The organism is Frigoribacterium sp. PvP054 (assembly GCF_040547465.1).
Lineage (GTDB): Bacteria > Actinomycetota > Actinomycetes > Actinomycetales > Microbacteriaceae > Frigoribacterium.
On record NZ_JBEPPU010000006.1, the window covers coordinates 103,990 to 126,718 of the forward strand.

General features: G+C 74.3%; 18 protein-coding genes. 9 read left to right on the top strand and 9 right to left on the bottom strand.

The features are described 5' to 3' along the window. Positions 1–41 precede the first annotated feature (41 nt). Together ABID81_RS10005 and ABID81_RS10010 are read left to right on the top strand one after the other, a co-directional pair. Positions 42–2,600 (top strand): glutamate--cysteine ligase, encoded by a 2,559-nt coding sequence (locus tag ABID81_RS10005; protein ID WP_354594651.1) that lies wholly within the window; start codon positions 42–44, stop codon positions 2,598–2,600. A gap of 86 nt (positions 2,601–2,686) precedes the next feature. Further along, entirely contained in the window at positions 2,687–5,101 is a 2,415-nt protein-coding gene (locus tag ABID81_RS10010; RefSeq protein ID WP_354594652.1) for a S8 family peptidase, read from the top strand. Positions 5,102–5,219: 118 nt separating this feature from the next. Here the strand turns inward: ABID81_RS10010 and ABID81_RS10015 are convergent, their stop codons facing one another. Further along, positions 5,220–5,576, bottom strand: coding sequence for a hypothetical protein (locus tag ABID81_RS10015; RefSeq protein WP_354594653.1), 357 nt, complete (start codon positions 5,574–5,576; stop codon positions 5,220–5,222). A 96-nt stretch (positions 5,577–5,672) separates the two neighbouring features. Here ABID81_RS10015 and ABID81_RS10020 point away from each other — a divergent pair, with 96 nt between their 5' ends. After that, positions 5,673–6,899 carry a hypothetical protein gene (locus tag ABID81_RS10020; protein WP_354594654.1) on the top strand — a complete coding sequence of 409 codons (1,227 nt, stop codon included), beginning with the start codon at positions 5,673–5,675 and terminating at the stop codon, positions 6,897–6,899. A 52-nt stretch (positions 6,900–6,951) separates the two neighbouring features. Beyond that, positions 6,952–7,695, top strand: coding sequence for a hypothetical protein (locus ABID81_RS10025; RefSeq protein WP_354594655.1), 744 nt, complete (start codon positions 6,952–6,954; stop codon positions 7,693–7,695). 32 nt (positions 7,696–7,727) lie between these two features. On the opposite strand, the gene ABID81_RS10030 is transcribed toward ABID81_RS10025, so the two are convergent. The 3 genes from ABID81_RS10030 to ABID81_RS10040 form a co-directional block, all read right to left on the bottom strand. Further along, complete coding sequence (locus tag ABID81_RS10030) at positions 7,728–8,402, bottom strand: HAD family hydrolase (protein WP_354594656.1); 675 nt, start codon at positions 8,400–8,402, stop codon at positions 7,728–7,730. A 94-nt stretch (positions 8,403–8,496) separates the two neighbouring features. Continuing rightward, positions 8,497–9,210, bottom strand: a complete 714-nt coding sequence (locus ABID81_RS10035; RefSeq protein WP_354594657.1) for a response regulator — start codon at positions 9,208–9,210, stop codon at positions 8,497–8,499. Beyond that, positions 9,207–10,979 (bottom strand): sensor histidine kinase, encoded by a 1,773-nt coding sequence (locus ABID81_RS10040; protein ID WP_354594658.1) that lies wholly within the window; start codon positions 10,977–10,979, stop codon positions 9,207–9,209. Before ABID81_RS10040 ends, ABID81_RS10035 begins: the two co-directional genes overlap by 4 nt. A 204-nt stretch (positions 10,980–11,183) precedes the next feature. On the opposite strand from ABID81_RS10040, the gene ABID81_RS10045 reads away from it, so the two are divergent. The 3 genes from ABID81_RS10045 to ABID81_RS10055 all read left to right on the top strand — a co-directional run bounded on the left by ABID81_RS10045 (position 11,184) and on the right by ABID81_RS10055 (position 15,606). Further along, entirely contained in the window at positions 11,184–12,812 is a 1,629-nt protein-coding gene (locus ABID81_RS10045) for a cation:dicarboxylate symporter family transporter (RefSeq protein WP_354594659.1), read from the top strand. A gap of 239 nt (positions 12,813–13,051) precedes the next feature. Next, complete coding sequence (locus ABID81_RS10050) at positions 13,052–14,053, top strand: zinc-binding dehydrogenase (RefSeq protein ID WP_354594660.1); 1,002 nt, start codon at positions 13,052–13,054, stop codon at positions 14,051–14,053. Beyond that, on the top strand, positions 14,050–15,606 hold the full coding sequence (locus ABID81_RS10055; protein ID WP_354594661.1) for a flavin-containing monooxygenase: 1,557 nt from the start codon (positions 14,050–14,052) through the stop codon (positions 15,604–15,606). Before ABID81_RS10050 ends, ABID81_RS10055 begins: the two co-directional genes overlap by 4 nt. 39 nt (positions 15,607–15,645) lie before the next feature. Here the strand turns inward: ABID81_RS10055 and ABID81_RS10060 are convergent, their stop codons facing one another. Beyond that, positions 15,646–17,769: a RecQ family ATP-dependent DNA helicase gene (locus tag ABID81_RS10060; protein WP_354594662.1), complete on the bottom strand. Its 2,124-nt coding sequence runs from the start codon at positions 17,767–17,769 to the stop codon at positions 15,646–15,648. 108 nt (positions 17,770–17,877) lie between these two features. Then, on the bottom strand, positions 17,878–18,399 hold the full coding sequence (locus tag ABID81_RS10065; protein WP_354594663.1) for a DoxX family protein: 522 nt from the start codon (positions 18,397–18,399) through the stop codon (positions 17,878–17,880). A gap of 79 nt (positions 18,400–18,478) precedes the next feature. On the opposite strand from ABID81_RS10065, the gene ABID81_RS10070 reads away from it, so the two are divergent. Then, positions 18,479–19,510 (top strand): alcohol dehydrogenase catalytic domain-containing protein, encoded by a 1,032-nt coding sequence (locus ABID81_RS10070; protein ID WP_354594664.1) that lies wholly within the window; start codon positions 18,479–18,481, stop codon positions 19,508–19,510. A 21-nt stretch (positions 19,511–19,531) separates the two neighbouring features. Here the strand turns inward: ABID81_RS10070 and ABID81_RS10075 are convergent, their stop codons facing one another. Further along, entirely contained in the window at positions 19,532–20,584 is a 1,053-nt protein-coding gene (locus ABID81_RS10075) for a S66 family peptidase (protein WP_354594665.1), read from the bottom strand. Between the two features lie 66 nt (positions 20,585–20,650). On the opposite strand from ABID81_RS10075, the gene ABID81_RS10080 reads away from it, so the two are divergent. After that, the gene (locus ABID81_RS10080; protein WP_354594666.1) at positions 20,651–21,034 is read left to right on the top strand and encodes a cupin domain-containing protein; all 384 of its coding nucleotides are present in this window, start codon (positions 20,651–20,653) and stop codon (positions 21,032–21,034) included. 72 nt (positions 21,035–21,106) lie between these two features. Here the strand turns inward: ABID81_RS10080 and ABID81_RS10085 are convergent, their stop codons facing one another. Both ABID81_RS10085 and ABID81_RS10090 read right to left on the bottom strand, forming a co-directional pair. After that, a complete protein-coding gene (locus ABID81_RS10085) occupies positions 21,107–21,988 on the bottom strand; it encodes an alpha/beta hydrolase fold domain-containing protein (RefSeq protein ID WP_354594667.1) in 882 nt (293 codons plus the stop codon). Then, entirely contained in the window at positions 21,985–22,656 is a 672-nt protein-coding gene (locus ABID81_RS10090; protein ID WP_354594668.1) for a TetR family transcriptional regulator, read from the bottom strand. The genes ABID81_RS10085 and ABID81_RS10090 overlap by 4 nt, the downstream gene beginning before the upstream one ends. Positions 22,657–22,729 lie beyond the last annotated feature (73 nt).

Below are 22,729 nucleotides of genomic sequence, written 5' to 3' on the forward strand. Positions count from 1 at the left end.
AATCGGGGGTGGGAGACGGGGCGTGCCCCTACTGTGCAGGCATGAGCGCAGAGCTGACGCTGGGGGCCGAAGAAGAGCTGCACCTGATCGACCTCGAGACGGGACGGCTGTCGGCCCGGGCGCCGCACCTGCTCGCCCGGCTGCCCGCCGACCGGTACGGGGCCGAGCTGCAGCGCACGACCGTCGAGACCAACGTCCCCGTCGTGACCACGCTCGACGACCTGCGTCGCGAGATCCTGACCCTGCGCCGCGACCTGGTCGAGGTGACGACGCCCGAGGGGCTGGGCATCGGAGCGGTCGGCACGGCGCCGCGCAGCGAGTTCGCCGACTTCGAGCTGACCACGACCGGACGCTACGGCCGCATGCACGAGCAGTACCGCCTGCTCGTCGACGAGCAGCTGATCTGCGGCCTGCAGATCCACGTGGGCGTCGCCGACCGCGACCTGGCCGTGCAGATCGCCGGGCGCGTCGCCCCCGTGCTGCCGGCCCTGCTCGCCCTGAGCGCGAGTTCGCCCTACTGGAACGGACAGGACACCGGGTACGCGAGCATGCGGTCGATCATCTGGCAGCGGTGGCCGAGCGCCGGGGCGACCGGGCCGATGGCCGACGCCGCCGAGTACGACCGCCTGCTGGCCGACCTGATCGGGACGGGCGTCATCGCCGACAGCAAGATGGCCTACTTCGACGTCCGCCCGTCGAGCCATGCGCCGACCCTCGAGTTGCGCACCTGCGACGCGTGCCCGCTGGTGGACGACGCCGTCCTCATCGCCGGGCTGTACCGCGCCGCCGTCCGCCGGGCCGAGATGGACGTCGAGGCCGGGCGCCCCGCCGAACACCGGGCTGCGCCGTTGCACCGGGCCGCGATGTGGCAGGCCGCTCGCAGCGGGCTCGGCGGCGAGCTGCTCGACCTCGAGCAGCATCCGTCGCGGTTGCCCGCGGCCGAGGCGGTCCGTCAGCTCGTGACCCGGCTGCGACCGCAGCTCGAGGAGTTCGGGGACTGGCAGACCGTGACCGACCTGGCCGAGGCCACCCTCGCCCGCGGCAACTCGGCCGACCGTCAGCGCGCCGCGTTCGCCGAGCGGGGGAGCCTCGACGACGTGGTCGACCTGGTCGTCCGCGAGACGCACGGCCCGGCCGCCGGACTCGACGCACCGACCCCGACCCTCGCCGGGTACCGGTTCCGTGCCGGCGACGAGGCGATCGGCCCGGGCTTGCACCCCCGCCCGGCCTATCGCGACGTCGCCGCCTTCTTCCAGGAGCTCGACCCGACCGAGGCCCACGCCCGCTCGCTGGCCCGAGACGCCTGGTGCGAGCAGGCCGGTCTCGGCTTCGGGGTCGGTGGCGACCACCGGGCGTTCCACTGCGACCTGGTGCCCCGCATCGTCACGCGTCACGAGTGGCGGCAGCTCGACGCCGGTCTCACGCAGCGGGCCCGGGCGATCGAGGCCTTCCTCCGGGACGCCTACGGCGAGCGCCGGGTCGTCGCCGACGGGGTCCTCACCCTCGAGCAGGTCGTCGGTGCGGCGGGCTGGCGGGACGAGGCCGCGCGGCTTCCGGCGGACGCGGTCCGGGCGCCGGTGCAGGGCTTCGACCTGGTGCGGAACGAGCTGGGCGGGTGGCGGGTGCTCGAGGACAACGTCCGGTCGCCGAGCGGGGCGGCGTTCTCCCTCGCCGTGCGGCGGTTGCTCGACGAGGTGGTGCCGGACGCTCCGCGGCCGGCGGGGCTGCTCGACCCGACGAGCGTGTTCGGGGTGCTGCGGGCGACGCTGCTGGCGCACGCCGCGCCTCCTCGGGGTGACGCCGCCGTCGGGGGCGCCCCCCGTGAACCGGTCGGGGCGATCCTGTCCGAGGGGCCGACGAGTCCGGCCTGGTACGAGCACCGCGCCCTGGCCGAGGGGGCGGGCCTGCTGCTGCTGCGGGCCGACGACGTCGAGGTCCGGGAGGCGCGGGTCGTCGACCGCGGGACGGGCACCGTCGTCGACGCGCTCTACCTGCGGCTCGACGGCGAGTTGGTCGACTTGCACGCGCCGCACGACCCGTTGCTCGGCGAGCACCTGATGGACGTGGCGGCCGCGGGCGACGTCGTGCTCGCGAACGCCCCCGGCAACGGTCTGGCCGACGACAAGGCGATGTACTGTGCCGTGCCCGACCTCATCTGGTACTACCTGGGCGAGCGTCCGCTGCTCGAGTCGGTGCCGACCTACCGGACGGGCGACCCGGCCGAGAGGATGGCCGTGCTCGACCGCGTGGGCGAGCTCGTCACCAAGCCCGTCGACGGCGAGGGCGGTCGGGGCGTGCTGATCGGCCCGTCCGCGAGCGCCGCCGTCGTGGCCGAACGCCGGGCCGTGATCGCGCGTGATCCGGCCGGATGGGTCGCGCAGGAGGTCGTCACGTTGTCGTCGCACCCGACCCTCACGGCGACGGGACTGCAGCCGCGGCACGTCGACCTGCGCTGCTTCGTCTACCTGACCGGCACCGGGGCGGGCGAGAGCGTGCTGGCCGACCTCGCGCTCACCCGGGTCGCGCCCGAGGGCAGCATGATCGTCAACTCGTCGCAGGGCGGGGGGGCGAAGGACACCTGGATCGTCGGCGAGGTCTGAGGCCGTCCGGCCTCGACCCGCCGGATTGGCGTTGGAATGTAGAACACGATATGTTGGGCGCCTTTCCACCGACCCCGGGAGGCCCCATGCCCTTGCACCACCATCCGACGAGACGGACCGCCGTCGTCGCAGCCTGCGTCGCCGCGTCGATCGCCGCGGTCGGAGCACTCACCACCACCCCCGCGCTGGCCGGCCCGGCACCCTCGCCGACGTCGTCCGAACGCGTCCTGGTCGACGGCGACCGCATGAACTACGTCGTGAACGGCGAGGTCGGGGTCGAGGCCGCTGCCCGCGTCGCCGAGCAGGTGTCCGCTGCCGGCGGGCGGGTGCTGCGGGCGTTCCCCGAGCTGGGCGTCACCCTGGCCCGGTCCGACCGCGCGGCCTTCGTCGACGACATCCGGGCTGCGGACGGCGTCCAGTCCGCCGCACCCACGCGGACCGTCCCGATCGCCGACGACGGTGGCGAGCGACGCGCCCGGAGCGGCCCGGGGGACGTCACCCAGGGCCTCCCGGTCGACCCGTACGAGACCGCGCAGTGGGGCAACGACGCCATCGGGGCGTCTGCGGCCCGTGCGATCCAGCCCGGCTCGAAGGACGTCGTCGTCGGCGTCATCGACAGCGGCGTCGACGCGGACCACCCCGACCTGGTCGACGTCCTCGACCCGTCGCTCTCGGTGGGCTGCTCGGCCGACGGCATCGCGGACCAGAGCCCCGCCGCGTGGGCGCCCGAGCCGGGCTTCTACGCGTCGCACGGCACGTTCGTCAGCGGCGTCGTGGCCGCGGCGGACAACGGGGTGGGGACCGTGGGCGTGGCGCCCGGGGTGACCGTCGCCATGATCCGCATCGAACAGTTCGTCGAGTCGACGCTGTGCGGCTACGTCTGGGCCGCCGAACACGGCTTCGACGTCGCCCAGGCGAGCTACCACATGGCGCCGTGGCTCTTCTGGTGCGAGGGCGACCCCGACCAGGCCCCGGTGATGGAGGCCGTCACGCGGGCCCTCCGGTTCGCCGAGGAGAAGGACGTCGTGACGGTCGACGCCGCCGGCAACGAGGCCTACGACCTGGCTCACAAGACGACCGACTCCCGCAGTCCGAGCGACGGCGTCCCCATCTTCGGGCGGGACGTGTCGACGGGCTGCCGCGCGCTGCCGGCCGAGAACGACACCACGCTCGCCGTGTCGGCGTTGCGTGACGTCCCGGGGGTCTACCCGCGCGCCGGGTTCTCGAACTACGGCGAGGGAGTGATCGCCGTCGGCGCGCCTGGCCAGGACATCGTCAGCAGCTCCGTCGGCGGCTGGGAGAAGGGCAGCGGGACCTCGTACGCCGCACCCGCCGTGTCGGGCGTCGCCGCATTGCTCCGCACCGTCCACCCCGACGCGTCCGCGGCCGAGATCCGCGACCTCATCCGACACCAGGCCATCGACCAGGGCACCCCAGCGGACTCGGGCGTCGGCATGGTGAACGCCTTCGCCGCGGTGACCGAAGACCTGGGACTCCCGGCCACCGCCGGTGCCCCGGACGCGGTCGTCGCCGGCCGGACCTTCACCGTGCTCGGATCGAACTACGTCCCCGGCGAGACGGTCTCGGTCACGGGCCAGGGACTTCCCCACACGACGGCGACCGCCGACGAACGGGGGCGCGTCCGTCTCGACGTCGCCTACGAGGCCACGGCAACGGCCGGGGTCCGGTCCCTGACGGTGGACGCCGAGCAGAGCGCCCCGCACACCCTCGAGCTCGAGGTCGTCTCGGCGACGATCGCGCCGACGGTCGTCTCGAGCCCGACGCAGGGTGCCGAGGTCGCCCCCGGCACCGTCCGCCTCACCGGCACGGCCCAGCCGGGTGCCCAGCTGAAGTTCGCCATGCAGCCCGCCAGGGCGACACGCGCCGCCGTCGACGGCCGCCCGTCGACGACCGGGTCCGACACCGAGGGCGTCCGTCACGAGTTCGCCTGGCAGACGGGCTTCGGGGGCTACGCGCTGGGCGACTTCTGGCTCGACGAGTCGGGCGAGTACACCGTCGACGTGACCGGTGTGCCCGAGGGGTCGTACGAGGTCCGGATCGACGTGGTGCACCCCGACGGGCGCTCGTCGAGCGCTGAGGTGAGCTTCGCCGCGGTGGAGGGCGGGCAGCCTCCCGTCGACCCGGTCGACCCGGTCGACCCCGGTGACCCGGGCGACCCCGGTGACCCGGGCGACCCGGGCGACCCCGGCGACCCGGGCGACCCCGGTGACCCTGGTGACCCCGGTGACCCCGGTGACCCCGGTGACCCCGGTGAGGGCTCCGGCGCGGGGGACGGGCAGGACGCCGGCGATGTCGCCCCCGGGGGTGACGGAGCCGAGTCCGACGACGTCCGTGCGGACGCGGCCGGGACGGTCGCGGACCGGGTGCTCGCCTTCACCGGCTCCGGCCGGGGGGTCGGCGTCGCCCTGGGCGCCGGACTCGTGCTCGTCGCGCTCGGCATCGTGACGACCCTCCAGCGTCGCCGTCGCCTCGGCGACTGACGAGCGACCGGCTGCGCACCGCGCCGGCCGGCGACCCGAGGCCCCTGGCCCCGGGTCGCAGGCCGAGGCGGTCGGCACCCGCCCGGGGAAGGACGGCCCGGGTCGGCACCCGCCCGGGTCAGAACGGCCCGGCAGCCTTCGCGATGGCCTCGAAGAGGGCCGTGGTGTCGTCGTCGCGGCGCTTGACCGAGGTGCCGATCGTGCCCCCGGGGGAGTGCACCTCGGCCGAGACGCGACTGCCGCGGTCGGAGGCCGCGAAGTCGAGCCGGACGGCGTCGGCCACGCTCGCCGCCGCCGACCGCCGCAGCAGGGTCGCGCCCGTCTCGTCGGCGTCGCCGAACGAGAACGTCGGGCTCGCCTGGAGGGCCCGCCGCACGAGCCCGGGCAGCATCGCCACCGGCAGCTTGAGGTCGAGCGTCGCCCGGGTCACCTCGGGGTCGCCTCGGACGATCTGGGGTCCACGCGTGTCGGCCATGGTCGGAGCGTAGCGCCGCCGGTCACGCCCCGCGTCGGGGAGGCGACGTGCCGTGAGGATTTCTCGTTGAGATCGGACGCCCCGTACGCTGCGAGGGTGAGTGAACCGACCCCTCTGCCTACCCCGGGGGGCACGCCGCTGCCTCCGCCTCCGTCCGCCGCCGAGATGCGGGAGGCGAGCGAACGCATCGACGAGCTGACCCGGGTCTCCGAGGCCCGGGGTCTCGAGGACACGGATGCCCAGGCCGACCTCTGGGACGCGATCTTCGCGCTGGACCGGTGGTGGTTCATCGCCCGCGGGGAACTCCCCGACGTGCAGCCCCTCGTGGCCGACGTCGAGGGGCGTCCCATGTTCCTCGCGTTCACGTCGCCCGAGCGGGCACGCCAGCACGCCCTCGTGCGAGGACTGACCGACGACGAGGCGGGTCGACTGCTCGCGCTCCCGTCCGCAGGGTTCGTCGACGACGCCGCCGCCGCCGAGCGGTCCGGCGTGTTCGGCGTGCTCTTCGACGTCGAGGGCCGGGGCCCCTACGCACCGCTCGGCGCGCTCGAGGCCATGAGGCGCTTCGGCCTCGAACGCGAGGCGCGACGGGCGGGTTCCGGGGCCGTGACGGGTGAGCGTCGGACGCCTCGGGCGACGACCTCGGACGCGCCCGCCGACCGCTTCGCCCCACCGACCGACCCGCCGGTGCTCGTGGCCGCCCACGACGGGCGTCGGCTGCGGCGGCAGCTCGTCGGTTCCGGGCTCGGCGTCCTGCTCGCCCTCGCGATGATGGTCGCCCTCGTCATCTGGTCGATCACGAGCACGGGGTGGCTCTGGTTCGTGGTGGCGCTGTGGGTGCTGCCGACCCTGCTGCCCGTCGCGACGTTCTCCGAGTACGTCGGAGCCGCACGTCGGCGCGGCGGTCGCCTGCTGGCCGTCCACGCCGCGGCGGTCGTGATCGACGACAGCGTCGTGGTCCCCTGGGATTCGATCACGCGCGTGAGCTGGGTCGACGGAGCCGCCGGCCCCCTGGCCGGAGGCGCCGGAGGGTCGATGCGCCGGATCTCGAGGGCGGCGCGCCTGTTCGCCATGGGCGACGGGAAGCGGCTCGTGAACTTCCACCTCCGGGACCACGACGAGGTCCGTCGTCACGCCGGCAGCGCGGGCACCACCCGGCTCGTCGATCCGACCCTCGCCACGCCGTCCCTGCCCGCCGACGCGGCTCACGCGTACGTGGTCCTGACCGACGCCCTCGGCCCGGAGGACTTCGCCGCCATGACGACGGCCCTCCACCGGATGGTCGAGGCCCGCGGGCTCGGTTGGTCGCGCGCGGCGGAGTGAGCCGCCGGGACGCCCCCGGTCGCCCGGCCCCGAGCCGCCCTACGCTGGGTCGATGCCGAACCCCGACCCGTCGACCCGTCGCTCCAACGGAACCGCCGCCCTGACCTGGGGCGTCGTGCTGCTGGCCGTCGCCGTGGTCGGATCGCCGATCGGAGCGTCGGTGCTGCTGGTCGGCCTCGTGGCGCCGGGGCGTCAGTCGTCGGTCGACGTCGTCGTCGCGCTCGTCGTGGTGGCCGTCCTCGTCGCCGGGGGCGTGCTGCTCGTTCGCGTCGGCGTGACGCAGAGGAGGCGCGCGCGGCTCGAGCGCGTCGTCGAGCGGACCGCCTCGCCGACCGGGCCGACGGGGCCGACCGTCGCCGCGCCTCCCGGGGTCACGCCCGGTGCCGGGGTGCCGGTCAGGACGGCCGCGCCCGGGGACGCGCCGCCGGAGCGGATCACGGCGATCGTCGCCGACGACCCCGTGGCCCTGTGGCGTGCGGCGTTCCGCCTCGAGGCCTGGTGGTTCGTCGACCGTGGCGCGGCGGGCGCGTCGAAGCCCTTCGCCGTCGTCGACGAGGGCACCCCGACCCTGCTCGCGTTCACGTCCCCCGAGCGCGCCCGCGACGCCGCGCTCGCGCGTGGGCTCGACCAGGGGGCCGCCGACCGGCTGGTCTGGCGGGCACCTGCCGACTTCGTGGCCGACGTCGGCACCTACACCCGGGCCGGGTTGAAGCGACTCGCGCTCGACCCCGACCAGCACGGGGCGTCCGGCACGCTCGCGGCGCTGCCCGAGATCGCCCGGCTCGTCCGGCGCTGACGGCACGCCACCGACGGGCGACGGCGGCCGCGTCAGAGGCCGGGGAACGCCTCGGTGAGCGAGGTCAGCACGGCGTCGGCCCCCGCGTCGCGCAGCTCGTCGACCGAGTGGTGCCCGGTCGCGACGCCGATGCCGGTCGCGCCGGCCTCGTGGGCGCTCGTGACGTCGTGCGGGGTGTCGCCCACGACGAAGACCTCGGCCGGCGACAGGTCGTGGCCGACGAGCAGGGACGCCTTGCGGATCGCGGCCCGGGTGGCCTCGGTGCGGTCGGGGCTGTCCGAGCCGTAGCCGCCGAAGACGAACCAGCGGCCCAGCCCGGCCGGCTCCATCTTCGTGCGGGCCGCGCCCTCCATCGCGCCCGAGATCACGCCGAGGACGACACCCGCGTCGCTCAACGCCCGCAGCGCCTCCTCGGCCCCGTCGAGCACCCGGTACCCCTCGGAGGTGCGGATGTCGTCCGCGAGGTGCCAGAGGTAGGCGGCGTAGAGCGCCGACATCTCGGCGTCGGTCGGGGTGCGCCCCATCACGCCCTCGAAGGTCTGCCGACCGACCTCGGGGTCGGTCTCGCCCGCGCTGGTGTGGTCGCCGATGTCGGCGGCCACGCCGTGCAGGTGGTCGAAGGCCCAGGTCCAGCTGCGTCCACCGGCCCCGCCGGTGTGCACGAGGGTCTCGTCGATGTCGAACAGGACGGCCAGGGGTTTCTGCATCGTCCCGGTCTACCGGCCCGGCCGGGAGGCCCGCCCAGCCGGGCGGCCGTCGGGGTACGCCGGGGTGCGTCGGGGTACGCCGGGGCGCGTCGGGTCAGTTCCAGCGGTAGCCGTGCTCGGGGCGGCCCGGGCTGCCGTACCGGGGTTCACGGGTGACCGCACCCGTGTCGGCGAGGTGTTCGAGGTAGCGGCGGGCCGTCACGCGCGACACCCCGGCCGCGTCGGCCACCTCGCCGGCCGACGGCGACCCGCCGCGGCGCAGCACGGCCACGACCTGGTCGAGGGTCGCCGGGGCGAGCCCCTTCGCCAGGGTCGGCGTCGGGGCCTGCCTCAGGCTGGCGAGCCCCGAGTCCACGTCGGACTGCGTCACCTGCCCCTGCCCGGCGGCGAGCGACTCGCGGAACGCCCGGTAGGACGCCAGGCGTTCGGCGAAGGTCGCGAAGGTGAAGGGCTTGATCAGGTACTGGACGATGCCGAGCGAGACGGCCGTCCGCACCACGGTCGCGTCGCGGACGGCCGTGATCGCGATGACGTCGACGGTCGACCCCGCCGCCCGCAGGGCCCGGCACAGCTGCAGGCCGTGGGTGTCGGGCAGGTTCATGTCGAGCAGCACGAGGTCGAGCCCCGGGCCCCCGGGGCCGCCGGCCGCCCGCACGACCTCGAGCGTCTCGCGACCGTCACGGGCCCGACCGACCACCTCGAAGCCCTCGAGACGCTCGAGGTAGGCGACGTGCGCCTCGGCGGTGAGGGGCTCGTCCTCGACGACCAGCACCCGCACCCGACCGTCGGACGAGGAGGCGCGGCTCACGGCCGCACCCCGCCCCGACGCCGTGCGGAGGCGCCGGCGCGGTCCGGTCCCGCGTCGGGCAGCAGCACCGAGAAGGTGGTCCCGTCGGGCCCCGTGGCGACGTCGAGCCGACCCCCGACCCGACCCACGGCCTGACGGACGAGCGCGAGGCCGATGCCGCGCCCGCCCGGTGCCGCCGGCTTCGTGCTGAACCCCCGTCGGAACGCGAGCTCGACGTCGCCGAGCCCCGGCCCGTCGTCCTCGACGTCGAGCTGCACGCCACCCTCGACCCGGGCGACGGTCACCTCGACCCTCGGGGGGCGGAGCGGCGAGGCGTCGGGGTCGAGCGTCGGGGCCACGGCGTCGAGGGCGTTGTCGACCAGATTGCCGACGATCGTCACGAGGTCGCCGGGCTCGACGCCGATCGGCCCCAGCCCGGGCTCGACGTCGACGCGCAGGTCGATCGACCGCTCGCGGGCCTGCGCGGCCTTGCCCAGCAGCAGGGCGGCGAGGGTCGGCTCGTCGATCGAGGCGACGACCCGGTCGGCCAGCCGCTGGCCGAGGTCGAGCTCGTCGGCGGCGAAGCGCAGCGCCTCGTCGCCGCGGCCGAGCTCGATCAACGAGACGATCGTGTGCAGCCGGTTCGAGAACTCGTGGGTCTGCGACCGCAGTGCGTCCGAGAGGGTGCGCATGGTCTCGACCTCGCCCGAGAGGTGGGTGAGCTCGGTGTGGTCGCGCAGGGTCGTCACGGTCCCGAGGGTGCGGCGGGGGCGGAGGCGGGCCGCGCCGGTCACCGGCGCCGCGCCTCCTGCGGGCACCGCGTCTCCCGGGTTCGCCGTGCGCGGCGCCGACCGCGCGCCTCGGCGGCCGGTGGCGGGCGTCGTGCCGTCCGTGGGTTCGGTGACCTCCTGGTTCACGACGAGGACGCGGTCGTCCGTCACGTGCACCTCGTCGGAGGCGCGGCGGCCCGAGGCCAGCAGCTCGCGCAACGAGGCGGGCAGCTGCAGCCCGTCGAGCGGGACGGGCGCGGCGATGCCCCCGGGCGGCAGGTCGAGGAGTTCGGCGGCCTGGTCGTTGTAGAGGCTCAGGCGCCCGCGCTCGTCGACCAGGACGAGGCCCTCGCGCACCGAGTGCAGCACGCCCTCGTAGTAGGCGAACATCCGCGCGAGCTCTTCGGGCCCGCGACCCCAGGTGACCCGCCGCAGGTAGCGGCTGAGCAGCCACGACACCACGCCCCCGAGCAGCACGGTGGCCCCGGCGGCGGCGAAGACCAGGGGGAGGCGCTCGCCGACCGACTGCGTGATCGAGTCGACCGTCACCCCGGCCGACACGAGGGCGACGACCTCGCCGTCGCTCTCGATCGGCACGACGGCCCGGACGGACGGCCCCAGGGTGCCGGCGTAGGTCTCGGTGAACGACTCGCCGCGCAGCGCGGGGGCGATGGTGCCGACGAAGGGACGGCCGATCTCGGTCGGGTCGGGGTGCGTCAGGCGGGTGCGGTCGGGGCGCATGATCGTGACGAAGTCGGTCGAGGTGTCGCTCATCAGGGCCACGGCGTAGGGCTGGAGGCGCTCGCTGGGGTCGTCGGTCGCCAGGGCGGTGACGACGTACGGGTTGTCGGCGATCGAGGTGGCGAGGGCCAGGCAGGCCCGCGCGGCCGACCGGTCGGCGTCCTCGCGGGCCGAGCGGAGGGTCCAGGCCGTCGCGAGCACGGCGACGGCGACCACGAAGACCACGAGCAGCGCGAAGAGCCGGGTGGCGATGCTCCACCGGGTGGGATCGACGGTCATCTCGGGCGGGCTCCTCGCTGCGCTGCGGCCGGGTCCATCATGACGCACGGCGGGACCGGACCGTGCGGCGCGACGGGACCGCGTGGCGCGACCAGTATGACCACAAGGTCGACGGCCGCCGGGCGAGCGACCAGAGTCGCGACATCGCACCCCCGCACGACCGTCGACGACGACGCCGCCGGTCATGAGCTCGAGGAAGACCCCATGGCAAAGACGCACGAGGGCCCGCAGACCCCCATCCCCGGCGGCACGACGCTGACGAACGGCGTTCGCGCCCGTCGCCGCATCGACCGCTCGCACTGGCTCTACATCGCGGTGATCGTCGCCGTCGCGGCCGGCATCGTCGTCGGCCTGACCGCCCCCGAGGTGGCGGTGCAGCTGAAGCCGATCGGCACCGCCTTCGTGTCGCTGATCTCGATGATGATCGCGCCGGTGATCTTCTGCACGATCGTGCTCGGCGTCGGCTCGATCGCGAAGGCCGCCACCGTCGGCAAGGTGGGCGGGCTCGCGCTCGGCTACTTCATCGCCATGTCGACCTTCGCCCTCGCGATCGGCCTGGTCGTCGGCAACCTGATCCACCCGGGCGAGGGCCTCATGGTCGGCTCGACCGGCTACGAGGCGCCCGCCGCGGAAGAGGCCGGCGGCACCGCGGCCTTCCTGCTCGGCATCATCCCCGAGACGCTCGTGTCGTCGCTGACCAGCGGGTCGATCCTGCAGACGCTGTTCGTCGCGCTGCTCGTCGGCTTCGCCCTGCAGCGCATGGGCGACCGCGGCAAGACGATCCTCGAGGGCGTCCGCAACCTGCAGCTGCTGGTGTTCCGCATCCTCGCGATGATCATGTGGGTCGCCCCGATCGGCGCCTTCGGCGCCATCGCCGCCGTCGTCGGCGAGACCGGCGTCGCGGCCATCGTCGCGCTGGGCACGCTGATGGTCGCCTTCTACATCACGTGCATCCTGTTCGTGGCCGTCGTGCTCGGCACGATCCTCAAGCTCGTCACCGGAGTCAACATCTTCCGGATGATGAAGTACCTCGGCCGCGAGTACCTGCTGATCGTCTCGACCTCGTCGAGCGAGGTCGCCCTGCCCCGCCTCATCGCCAAGATGGAGCACCTGGGCGTCTCGAAGCCCGTCGTCGGCATCACCGTCCCCACCGGGTACTCGTTCAACCTCGACGGCACGGCCATCTACCTGACCATGGCGTCGCTCTTCATCGCCAACGCCATGGGCACGCCGCTCAGCGTCGGCGAGCAGGTGTCGCTTCTGCTGTTCATGATGATCGCCTCGAAGGGTGCCGCCGGCGTCACCGGGGCAGGCATCGCCACCCTGGCCGGGGGCTTGCAGGCCCACCGACCCGACCTCGTCGACGGCGTCGGCGTGATCGTCGGCATCGACCGCTTCATGTCGGAGGCCCGGGCGCTGACGAACTTCACGGGCAACGCCGTCGCGACGATCCTCGTCGGCACCTGGACGAAGCAGATCGACAAGGACCGCGTCGAGACCGTGCTGTCGGGTCGCGCGCCCTTCGACGAGGCGACCATGAACGCCGACGGGCACGGCGCCTCCTCGGAGCCGGGTCCGGCGGGCCCCCTGGCCGCCGCCTCGGACGAGGACGAGGCCGCCCTCTCGACCGACGACGCCGGTCGGCCCACCGGGGCCCGGCTGCTCGACGGTCGCACGGGAGGCCTCGGCTCGCTCGAGGGCACCTCGCCCGACCGCATCTCGACCGGGTCGCTGCACGCCATGGTCGGCACCGACGGCCGCCGGGCCGACGAGCACCTCGCCGACGCCCCCGCGGGCGACGCCCGTCCGGACGACGAGCCGCGCCTCCGGTAGACGTCGCCGAGACCCCAGGACGTCACCGAGACCCCCGTGCGCGCGCGGGGGTCTCGGCGTGTTCCCGGGGTCTCGCCGCCTGCGCCGCCACCCGCTCGGACGCCGTCTCGGCCGCACGCGGCGAGGACCGCAGAGGTGCAGGGTGCAACATCGGCGACGGCGGCGTAGCCTCACACCCGATGTGCGGTCACGCCCCACGGTCAGAGCCGACCGACCGGGCCCCGCAGGACGGAGCCACCATGCTCGCCGGACGCCTCGACGTCAGCACCCGCCACTTCTCGGTCACCGAGGTGCCCACCCCCGACGCCGGGCCCGGGCAGGTACGCATCGCCGTGGCAGCGGCCGGCGTCTGCCTGAGCGACGTTCACCTGATCGGCGGCTCGTTGACGCCGCTGCACCTGCCCGGCGACACCGTCACGCTCGGCCACGAGGTCGCGGGCACCGTCGACCAGGTGGGCGAGGGCGTCACGCACGTCGCCGTGGGGGACCGCGTCCTGCTGCAGGCCGGCGAGGAGCGCGACGGCCAGGTCTTCACCCGGGGCGTCGACTACGACGGCGGTTGGGCCGAGTTCGCCGTGGCCCGCGCCGACACCGTCGTGCCGATCCCCGACTCGCTGCCGTTCGAGCAGGCCTGCTTCATCCCCGACGCGGTCTCGACCCCGTGGGCTGCCCTGACCACCACGGCCGACGTCCGGCCCGGCACGGCGGTCGGCGTCTGGGGCGTCGGCGGTCTCGGCGCCCACGCCGTGCAGCTGCTCGCGCTGCTCGGAGCCGCGCCGATCGTCGCGGTCGACCCGCTGCCCCGGGCTCGCGAGCGGGCGCTCGAATTCGGCGCCGATCTGGCGCTCGACCCCGCCGACCCGGACTTCGCCACGGCGCTCGGTCGGGCCACCGGCGGACGCGGACTCGCCCGGGCCTTCGACTTCGCGGGCGTGCCGGCCGTGCGAGAACAGGCCATCGCCTGCCTCGGTTACCGCGGCCGCCTGACGCTCGTCGGCCTCTCCGACAAGCCGATCACGATCACCGACGGCACGAGGTTCAGCTTCCTGCAACAGCAGGTGCTCGGCCACTACGGCTCGGAACCGTCCGACGTCACGACGCTCGTCGCCCTGGCCGGCCGGGGCCGGCTCGAGTTCTCGCGCTCGGTCAGCGCCACCGTGCCCCTCGCCGAGGCCGAGCGTGCCGTCCAGATGCTCGAACGCAAAGAAGGCGACCCGATCCGGATCGTGCTCGTCCCGTGAGCGACCCCACCCGCGCCTCCTCGGGGGCGGCCTCACGGGCTGAGGGCCACGCTGGCGGCGGCCACGACGGGGTCGAGCACGTGGACCTGCTCGTCGTCGGCGCCGGACTGTCGGGGGTCGGCGTGGCGGCTCAGCTGAGGCGGGACTTCCCCGGTCGGAGCCTCGCGGTCGTCGAGGCGCGCGACGCGATCGGCGGCACCTGGGACCTCTTCCGGTACCCGGGCGTCCGGTCCGACAGCGACATGTTCACGCTCGGCTACGGGTTCCGGCCCTGGCGCGACCGCCGGGCGATCGCCCCGGGCTCGGCCATCCGCGACTACGTGCGCGAGACGGCGGACGAGACGGGCGTCGCGGGGCTCGTCCGGTTCGGGCACCGGGTCGTCGCGGCCGACTGGTCGTCGGCCGACGCCCACTGGACCGTGTCGATCGAGGTCGCAGGAGGCGCGGGCACCGCCGCGGCCCCACGTCTCCTCACGATCTCGTGCGCGTTCTTGTTCGTCTGCTCGGGCTACTACCGCTACGACGAGGGCTGGTCGCCCACGTTCTCGGGGCAGGACTCGTTCGCAGGTCGCGTCGTGCACCCCCAGCACTGGCCCGACGACCTCGACGTGACCGGCAAGCGCGTCGTGGTGATCGGTTCGGGCGCGACGGCGGTGACGCTCGTGCCCGCCCTGGCCGAGACCGCCGGGCACGTCACGATGCTGCAGCGGTCGCCGACCTACGTCCTGTCGTTGCCGTCGAAGCGGAAGCCGCTCCGCGCCTGGCGACGGCTGCTGCCGCAGGTCGTCGACGACCGCCTGATCCGCTGGCGCAGCATCCTCATGGCCTTGCTGAGCTTCCAGACCAGCCGACGGTCACCCGAGAAGATGAAGGCCTTCCTGCGGGCACAGGTGGCCAGGCGCCTGCCCGACGACTTCGACGTCGACCGACACTTCCAGCCGAGCTACGACCCGTGGGACCAGCGACTCTGCATCACCCCCGACGGCGCGCTCTTCCGGTCGCTGCGTTCGGGTGACGCCTCGATCGTGACCGACGACATCGTGGGGTTCACCCCCGACGGGGTCCGGGTCGCCGGCCGCGACGGTCAGGAGGCGCGCGAGCTGCCCGCGGACGTGGTCGTCACGGCGACGGGCCTCAACCTGCTGCTGTTCGGCGGCATGCGGCTGTCCGTCGACGGGGTGGCGGTCGACCCGGCGTCCCGGTTGACCTACAAGGGCTTCATGCTGTCGGGTGTGCCGAACCTGGCCTTCGCCATCGGCTACACGAACGCGTCGTGGACCCTCAAGATCGACCTGGTCGTGCATTACGTCTCACGGGTGCTGCGACACCTCGACCGCCACGGGTACCGGTCGGCGGTGCCGGTCGCCCCGACCCGGCCCGGGCCGACGAGCCCGCTGATCGACCTGTCGAGCGGATACGTCTCGCGCGGGGTGCACCTGATGCCGCGGCAGGGTGCGCGGTCACCGTGGCGGATGCACCAGAACTACCCGCGCGACGTGTGGCTGATGCGGCACAGCACGGTGACGCGCGACGGCATGCGCTTCGAGCGTTGACGTCCGCCACCGGGCGGGGCCCGGCCCGGGTGGATCGGCTCAGCCCACCATCGCGAGGGCGAACGGCAGCACGGCCGGGGCGCCCGCCCGGCGGAGTTCGCGCCCGGCGACGGTGAGGGTCCACCGGCTGTCGACCAGGTCGTCGACGAGCAGCACCGGACCGGTCACGTCGGCGAGCGCGGCGGCGAGCTCGGGACCGACCTCGAAGGACTGCCAGACGTCGGCCAGACGGTAGACGCTGTTGCCCCCCTGGCCACGACCGGCCGAGGGGCGGGCACTGCCGAGCGTGCCGAGCAACGGCAGCCGCCCGACGGTGCTGATCGCCTCGGCGAGCGATCCGACGAGCTGCGGGCGCGACGTCGACGGCACGGCCACGACGCCCACCGGCCGCTCGGCCCACGGCCACTCCTTGAGCACGCGCACGACACCGTCGAGCAGGTGCTTCGACAGGGGAGCGTCGGGGGCGTTCGCGGCGAAGACCTCGCGCAGGGTGTTGCCCCAGCCGAGGTCGGTCAGCCGGGCCAGGGCCCGACCGGGTTCGACCCGCTCGCCCTCGGGGATCTTGCCCTTGACGGCGACCCCGGCCCGGTCGGCCCCGGTGGGCCACTGGGCGCGGGGGTCGATCTCGACGCCGACGCGGTCGAGCGTGCTGGCGGCCGAGCTGGCCGCCTCACCGGCGATGTCGGTCGGGTACCAGGCGCCGGCGCAGACGTCGCACCGCCCGCACGGTTCGGCGGCGGGGTCGTCGAGGTCGAGCTGGAGCATCTGCATGCGGCAGGTCGCCCCCCGTTCGAACGTCAGCATGGACTCTTGTTCGGCCACCCGGGCTGCGGCGATGCGCTCGTAGCGCTCGGCGTCGTAGACCCAGGGTCGCCCGGTGCTCACCCAGCCGCCCTGCACCCGGCGGACGGCACCGTCGACGTCGAGCACCTTGAGCATGAGCTCGAGTGGGGTCCGCTTGACGTCGACCCGTGCCTCGAGGGCCGGCGTCGACAGGGGCGTCTCGCCCAGCTCGGCGAGCACGGCCGAGGCCCGGGCCTCGGACGGCATCGAAGCGGTCGCGAAGTACTGCCAGATCTCGGCGTCCTCGGTGCCGGGCAACAGCAGCACGTCGGCGTTGTCGGTGGCGCGACCGGCGCGGCCGATCTGCTGGTAGTAGGCCACGGGCGAGGACGGCGCACCGAGGTGGATCACGAAGCCGAGGTCGGGCTTGTCGAACCCCATGCCGAGGGCGCTCGTCGCGACCAGCGCCTTGAGGTCGTTGTCCTTCAGCCGCTGTTCGAGCTGTTCGCGTTCTTCGGGGTCGGTGCGGCCCGAGTACGAGCGGACGTCGTGACCGGCCTCGCGCAGCAGCCGAGCGGTGTCGTCGGCCGCCGAGATGGTGAGCGTGTAGATGATGCCGCTGCCGGGCAGGTCGGGCAGGTGGCTGAGCAACCAGCCGAGCCGGTCGCGCGACGTCGGCAGCTGCAGCACGCCGAGACGCAGGGAGGCGCGCGCGAGCGACCCGCGGATCGTCAGCACCTCGTCACCCGGCCCCACCGCGAGTTGCTCGGCGACGTCGGCCACGACGCGGGCGTTGGCCGTGGCGGTCGTCGCGAGGACGGGGACGCCCGAGGGCAGGGTGCGGATGAGGTCGGCGAGGCGGCGGTAGTCGGGGCGGAAGTCGTGACCCCAGTCCGAGATGCAGTGCGCCTCGTCGACGACCAGCATGCCGAGTCGGGCGATGAGGACGGGCAGCTGCTCGTCGCGGAACCGAGGGTTGTTCAGGCGCTCGGGCGAGACGAGCAGCACGTCGATCTCGTCGTCGACGAGCTGCTGTTGCACGTCGGACCACTCGTGGGCGTTCGCCGAGTTGACGGCCACCGCCCGCACGCCGGCACGCGCCGCGGCGGCGACCTGGTCACGCATGAGGGCGAGCAACGGTGACACGAGCAGGGTCGGGCCCGTGCCTCGTCGGCGCAGCAGCAGCGTCGCGATGAAGTACACGGCGGACTTGCCCCACCCGGTGCGCTGCACGACGAGGGCCCGGCGTCGGTCGGCGACGAGCGCGCGGATGGCCTCGAGCTGGCCGTCGTGGAAGACCGCGTCGTCGCGCCCGGTGAGCGCACGCAGCAGGTCGAGTGCCTCGGCGTCGATGTCGGTCGCGGTGCTCGTCGGTGTCATGGCCCCATGGTCGCAGAGGCCACCGTCACCCGGCGGGCAGACGGAGGGCGCGACCGCCCGTCACCGGGAGGTCGCGCCCTGGGGACGAGACGCGAGGCGGCCGGGGGCTCAGGCCGCCGAGGGGTCGTCGCCCGGCTCGGTGGGCGGGGTCGCGCGCTTGCCCAGCTCCACGGCGACGAACGAGGCCACGACGCCGGCGACGAGGGCGAAGACCGTCCCGCCGGCACCCCACGACTTCTTGCCGAACAGCTGGTCGACCGAGGGCCCGCCGGGGCCGGAGGCCAGGGCCGCGGCCGCGGCGATCAGGACGGCGTTGTACTCGTAGCCGCCCTCGGTGACCCACGGGCCCTTGGCGAGGTGCACCTTGCGGACGGCGGTGACCATCGTGCCGACGATGCCGGCGGCGGCGAGCGGCGTCGCGGCACCGAGGGCCAGGGCGGCGCCGCCGGCGGTCTCGGTGACGGCGACGAGACGGGCGTTGCGGGCGGCCGGGTGCATGCCCGTGCCGGCCATCATCTGCTCGGTGCCGGCGAGGCCGGGCCCGTCGAAGGCGCCGGTCAGCTTCTGGAGTCCGTGGCCGACGAAGAAGCCGCCGACGGTCAGGCGGAGGAGGGTGGATGCGAGGCTCATGCACCGTTCTTACCCGCTACCGCGCGCCTCCGTCCGGGGTCACGAGCGACCGACGCCCGGCTCGTGTCAGGATCGGGGGATGCGCGCCGTTCAGTACGACCAGTTCGGGTCGGTTCCGTCCCTCGTCGACCTCCCGACGCCCCTCCCGCCCGACGACGGCGTGGTGGTCCGCGTCGCCGCGACGGGGGTCTGCCGCAGCGACTGGCACGCCTGGAAGGGCCACGACGACTCGGTCCGGCTGCCCCACGTGCCGGGTCACGAGTTCGCCGGCGTCGTGACGGCGGTGGGTCCGGCTGTCACGCGGGTCGCCGTCGGGGCACGCGTCACCGCCCCCTTCGTCTTCGCGTGCGGCACGTGCGACCAGTGTCGGGCCGGCGCCACCCAGGTGTGCACCCGTCAGCAGCAGCCCGGCTTCACCCTGCCCGGGTCGTACGCCGAGTCCGTGGTCGTGCCCCATGCCGACGTGAACGTCGTCGCCCTGCCCGACGCGGTCGGCTTCGTCGAGGCGGCGGCGCTCGGCTGCCGGTTCGGCACGGCCTACCACGCCCTGCACGCCCGGGCCCGCGTCGAGGCGGGCGAGTGGGTCGCCGTGTTCGGCTGCGGCGGCGTGGGGCTCTCGGCCGTGGCCGTCGCGGTCGCCGCCGGCGCGCGCGTCGTGGCCTCCGACATCTCACCCGCCGCCCTCGAACGGGCCGCGGCGCTCGGTGCCGAGGTCGTCACGATGGACGGCGACGCCGTCGATCGCGTGCGGGCCGTCACCGGAGGCGGTGCCCACGTCGCGCTCGACGCGTTCGGCAGCCGGGTGACGTCGACGGCGTCGGTGGCCTCGCTCCGACCCCGTGGGCGGCACGTGCAGGTGGGCCTGCTTCTCGACGACGAGGCCGCCCCGGTCATCCCGATGGGCCGCGTGATCGCCGACGAACTCGAGCTGCTCGGCAGCCACGGCATCTCGGTGGGCGAGTACGCCGCCATGATCGACGACGTCGTCGCGGGCCGGCTGCGGCCCCTTGAGTCCATCGGCCGCACGATCGCCTTCGACGACCTGCCCGACGCCCTGGCAACCATGGACCGCCCGGCGGTCACCGCCGGCATGACCGTCGCCGTCTTCTGACGGTCTCGACCGGGCGAGCTCCTACGAGTAGTCCGCGCTGACCGTGCGCGCGACGCCGTCGAGCCGGACGGTGCCGCCGTGAGGGACGATCCACTGTGGTCGGGTGTGCCCGAACGGCACGCCGACGCAGACGACGGCGTCGGGGGCGTACCGCGCGACCAGCTCGACGACGACGTCGCGCTGGTCGGTGCGCCGCGCCTCCTGCGCTGCCGTGGTCGGCACGGGCGAGCCGAGGGCGCTCGCGGGCGGACGGGCGACGAGCACGCCGGCCACGGCCTCGAGGACGCCGCGCTCGCCGAGGGCGCGCACCCACCGCCCGACCTGGTCCGCGGACGGCAGCTCCTCGCTGGTCTCGAGCAGCAGCACCGTGCCCTCGAGGTCGGACGTCGGCGGCAGACGGTCGGCCATCGCGAGCTGGTCGAGTACCTCGAGGCAACCGCCCCACGTCGTGCCCTCGACGACGCGGTCGGGGCCGGCCCAGGCCCAGGGGCCGGTCGGTCGTCGGTCGCCGAACCGGGTCAGCGCCCCGGGGTCGCCCCACGGCACGCCGAAGTCCTCGGACTCGCCGGGGTCGGTCAGCTCGAGGACGCCGCCGTCCAGCAGGGCGGCTCGTAGGGACAGCAGGTGCACGTCGTCCACGTGGGGGCCGGGGCCGAGGTGCACCATGGTCGATCCGCCGTAGTAGCTGGGCACGCCGAGTCCCCACAGCAGGGCGTGCAGGTTCGTGTTGTCGCTGTAGCCGACGAAGGGCTTCGGGTTCGCGGCGAGGACCTCGGCGTCGACGTGGGGGACCACCGTGATCTGGTCGTCACCGCCGACGGTGGCGAGCACGGCCCGGATGGTGGGGTCGGCGAACGCGGCGGTGACGTCGGCCGCCCGGGCCTCGGCGGTCGCCCCCAGCTGCCGTGTCGTCTGGTACTCGACCGGGACGAGCCCGGTCGTCTCGGTGAGCCGCCGCATGGCCTGCTCGTGCAGCGCCTCCGACACCGCCGGGGCCGCGAAGGCGGGGGAGAGGACCGCGACGCGGTCGCCGGCTCGTGCCTTCGGGACCGGTGCCATCGGCTGCTTCGTCATCGGGCCATCGAACCAGACGGGAGCGACGCGTCGCGGGACGGACCGCCGTGCCCCGAGAATGACTGCATGACTGCTCTCCACGGGATCGACGTCGCCGCCGAACTCCGCCAGGTGACCGAGCACTGGACGCCCCGGGTCGTCGGGCGGGTGAACGACCAGTACGTGAAGGTGGCGAAGCTGCTCGGCGAACTCGTCTGGCACGCGCACGACGCCGAGGACGAGATGTTCCTCGTCGTGTCGGGCACCCTGCGCATCCAACTGCCCGACGACGTCGAGGTGGTGCTCACCCCGGGCCAGTTCCACGTCGTGCCCCGGGGAGTGCAGCACAACCCCGTCGCCGACGACGAGGTCGAGATCGTCCTCATCGAGACCACGACGACGGCCCACACGGGTGACGTCGTCGTCGAGCGCACCGTGCCCGTCGACCGACAGGTCGGCGACTTCCGCTGACGCGGTGCAGGCGGGTCGCGACTCGGTCCGGCCCCGCTCGACCCGCTCCCAGCCCGTTCGACACGGTTCGGATCAGCTCGACGCGACCTCAGGAGGCGCGGGCACGGTCCCCGAGGACGGCGCGGGCGACGCCGTCGACGGCCTCCGAGACGACGGCCTCGCGGCACCCCGGCGGCTCCAGTCCGCGACGAGCGAGACGGTGTGGGCGAACTCGGCGAGGCCGGGCCGGTTCAGGAAGGCGTGACGGGTGCCCGGCAGCACGTCGTGACGCACCTCGACCCCGGCACCGACGAGCTCCGTGGCGAAGAGGTCGCCCGAGGCGCGCATGTTGTCCCGCTCGGCGGTCACGACGAGGGTGCGGGGGAACCCCGTCAGCGCGTGACCGCCCGGGAAGGCCAGACGCTCCTCCCGAGCCGCCGCCGACCCCGCGTAGTTGCGGTTCGTCGCGTCGAGGGCCCACCGGGCGTGGCTGAGGCCGCGATGACCCCGCGACCGGTGACGCCGCTGCGCGACCCGAGGATGCCGGGCGTGGAAGAAGCCGTAGGCGAAGACGGCGCCGACCGGAGGGCGGCCCTCGTCGATCGTGCGGAGGGTGGCCGCCGCGGCCAGGCACGCCCCCGCGCTGGCGCCTCCCACGACGACGCCCTCGGGCGACCGGTCGCCGACCTCGTCGTAGGCGGCGAGCACGTCGTCGAGCGCCGCCGGGTACCGCGCGCGCGTCGGCATCAGCCGCCGAGCGGCGACGCCGAGACCCGGGGGAGGCGCGAGACGGTAGTCCGCCGTGGCCACCCTCACCCCGCGGGCGGCGAGCGACCGCGCGACGTCGTGGGCCTCTGGCTGATCGAGCCCCCCGCGGAAGAACCCGCCCCCGTGCAACCACAGCAGCGTCGGTCCCGGCACCGCCGTGGACCCGGGCCACGGCTCGTACCACCGGACCGGCACGGCAGGGCTCACGTCCGGTCCGGCCCCTCGTCGGGCACGATCACCAGGTCGAGGTAGTCCTGCAGCTGCTGGACCACGTCGATGCGGTCGGGGTTGAGCAACCACTGCACCTGGATGCCGTCCCACAGGGCCACGAGCCCCGACGCCGCACGGTCGGGGTCGACCCCGGGGCGCAACCGGCCCCGCGCCTCCAGGGCTCGCAGGGCGTCGCCGTACTCGACGCGGAGACGATCGAAGCGCTCGCGGACGTACCCGCTGCCGGGATTGTCGGCCGTGACCGCCTCGCCCGCCAACACCGCGTAGAGCGCGATCAGCCCGGGGACGCTCTCGTTGTGCCGCGCCTGCCCGAGCACGGTCTCGACGAGACCGCCGCAGTCGGGAGGCGCGGCGGAACGGTCCGAGACCGCGTCGCGTCGTTCGAGCACGGCCAGCAGCAGGGCGCTCTTCGACGGGAAGTAGTGCAACAGGCTCGTCTGGCTCATGCCGACGACGTCGGCCACGTCACGGAGCGACCCGCCGACGTAGCCCTTCGACGAGAACACCTCGAAGGCGGCCTCGACGATCGCGACCCGGCGTTCGGCCGACTTCGCGTACGGGCCGCGACGCGCGGGACGAGCGCTGCCGGTCGGGCCGGCGGGCCGATCGTCGGAATCGCTCGTCGTCGAGCCGGTCGTCGTCATGATCGGACACTCTACGACCTCCCAGGCACCCCGCAGGTGAAAATCGAACGACCACTCGAATTTGTGTTAGCGT

Excerpts from the sequence above, each read along its gene's own strand:
- ABID81_RS10005 (WP_354594651.1), top strand. The coding sequence starts at position 42 with ATGAGCGCAGAGCTGACGCTGGGGGCCGAAGAAGAGCTGCACCTGATC.
- ABID81_RS10010 (WP_354594652.1), top strand. The coding sequence starts at position 2,687 with ATGCCCTTGCACCACCATCCGACGAGACGGACCGCCGTCGTCGCAGCC.
- ABID81_RS10015 (WP_354594653.1), bottom strand. The coding sequence starts at position 5,576 with ATGGCCGACACGCGTGGACCCCAGATCGTCCGAGGCGACCCCGAGGTG.
- ABID81_RS10025 (WP_354594655.1), top strand. The coding sequence starts at position 6,952 with ATGCCGAACCCCGACCCGTCGACCCGTCGCTCCAACGGAACCGCCGCC.
- ABID81_RS10030 (WP_354594656.1), bottom strand. The coding sequence starts at position 8,402 with ATGCAGAAACCCCTGGCCGTCCTGTTCGACATCGACGAGACCCTCGTG.
- ABID81_RS10040 (WP_354594658.1), bottom strand. The coding sequence starts at position 10,979 with ATGACCGTCGATCCCACCCGGTGGAGCATCGCCACCCGGCTCTTCGCG.
- ABID81_RS10045 (WP_354594659.1), top strand. The coding sequence starts at position 11,184 with ATGGCAAAGACGCACGAGGGCCCGCAGACCCCCATCCCCGGCGGCACG.
- ABID81_RS10050 (WP_354594660.1), top strand. The coding sequence starts at position 13,052 with ATGCTCGCCGGACGCCTCGACGTCAGCACCCGCCACTTCTCGGTCACC.
- ABID81_RS10060 (WP_354594662.1), bottom strand. The coding sequence starts at position 17,769 with ATGACACCGACGAGCACCGCGACCGACATCGACGCCGAGGCACTCGAC.
- ABID81_RS10065 (WP_354594663.1), bottom strand. The coding sequence starts at position 18,399 with ATGAGCCTCGCATCCACCCTCCTCCGCCTGACCGTCGGCGGCTTCTTC.
- ABID81_RS10070 (WP_354594664.1), top strand. The coding sequence starts at position 18,479 with ATGCGCGCCGTTCAGTACGACCAGTTCGGGTCGGTTCCGTCCCTCGTC.
- ABID81_RS10075 (WP_354594665.1), bottom strand. The coding sequence starts at position 20,584 with ATGACGAAGCAGCCGATGGCACCGGTCCCGAAGGCACGAGCCGGCGAC.
- ABID81_RS10080 (WP_354594666.1), top strand. The coding sequence starts at position 20,651 with ATGACTGCTCTCCACGGGATCGACGTCGCCGCCGAACTCCGCCAGGTG.
- ABID81_RS10090 (WP_354594668.1), bottom strand. The coding sequence starts at position 22,656 with ATGACGACGACCGGCTCGACGACGAGCGATTCCGACGATCGGCCCGCC.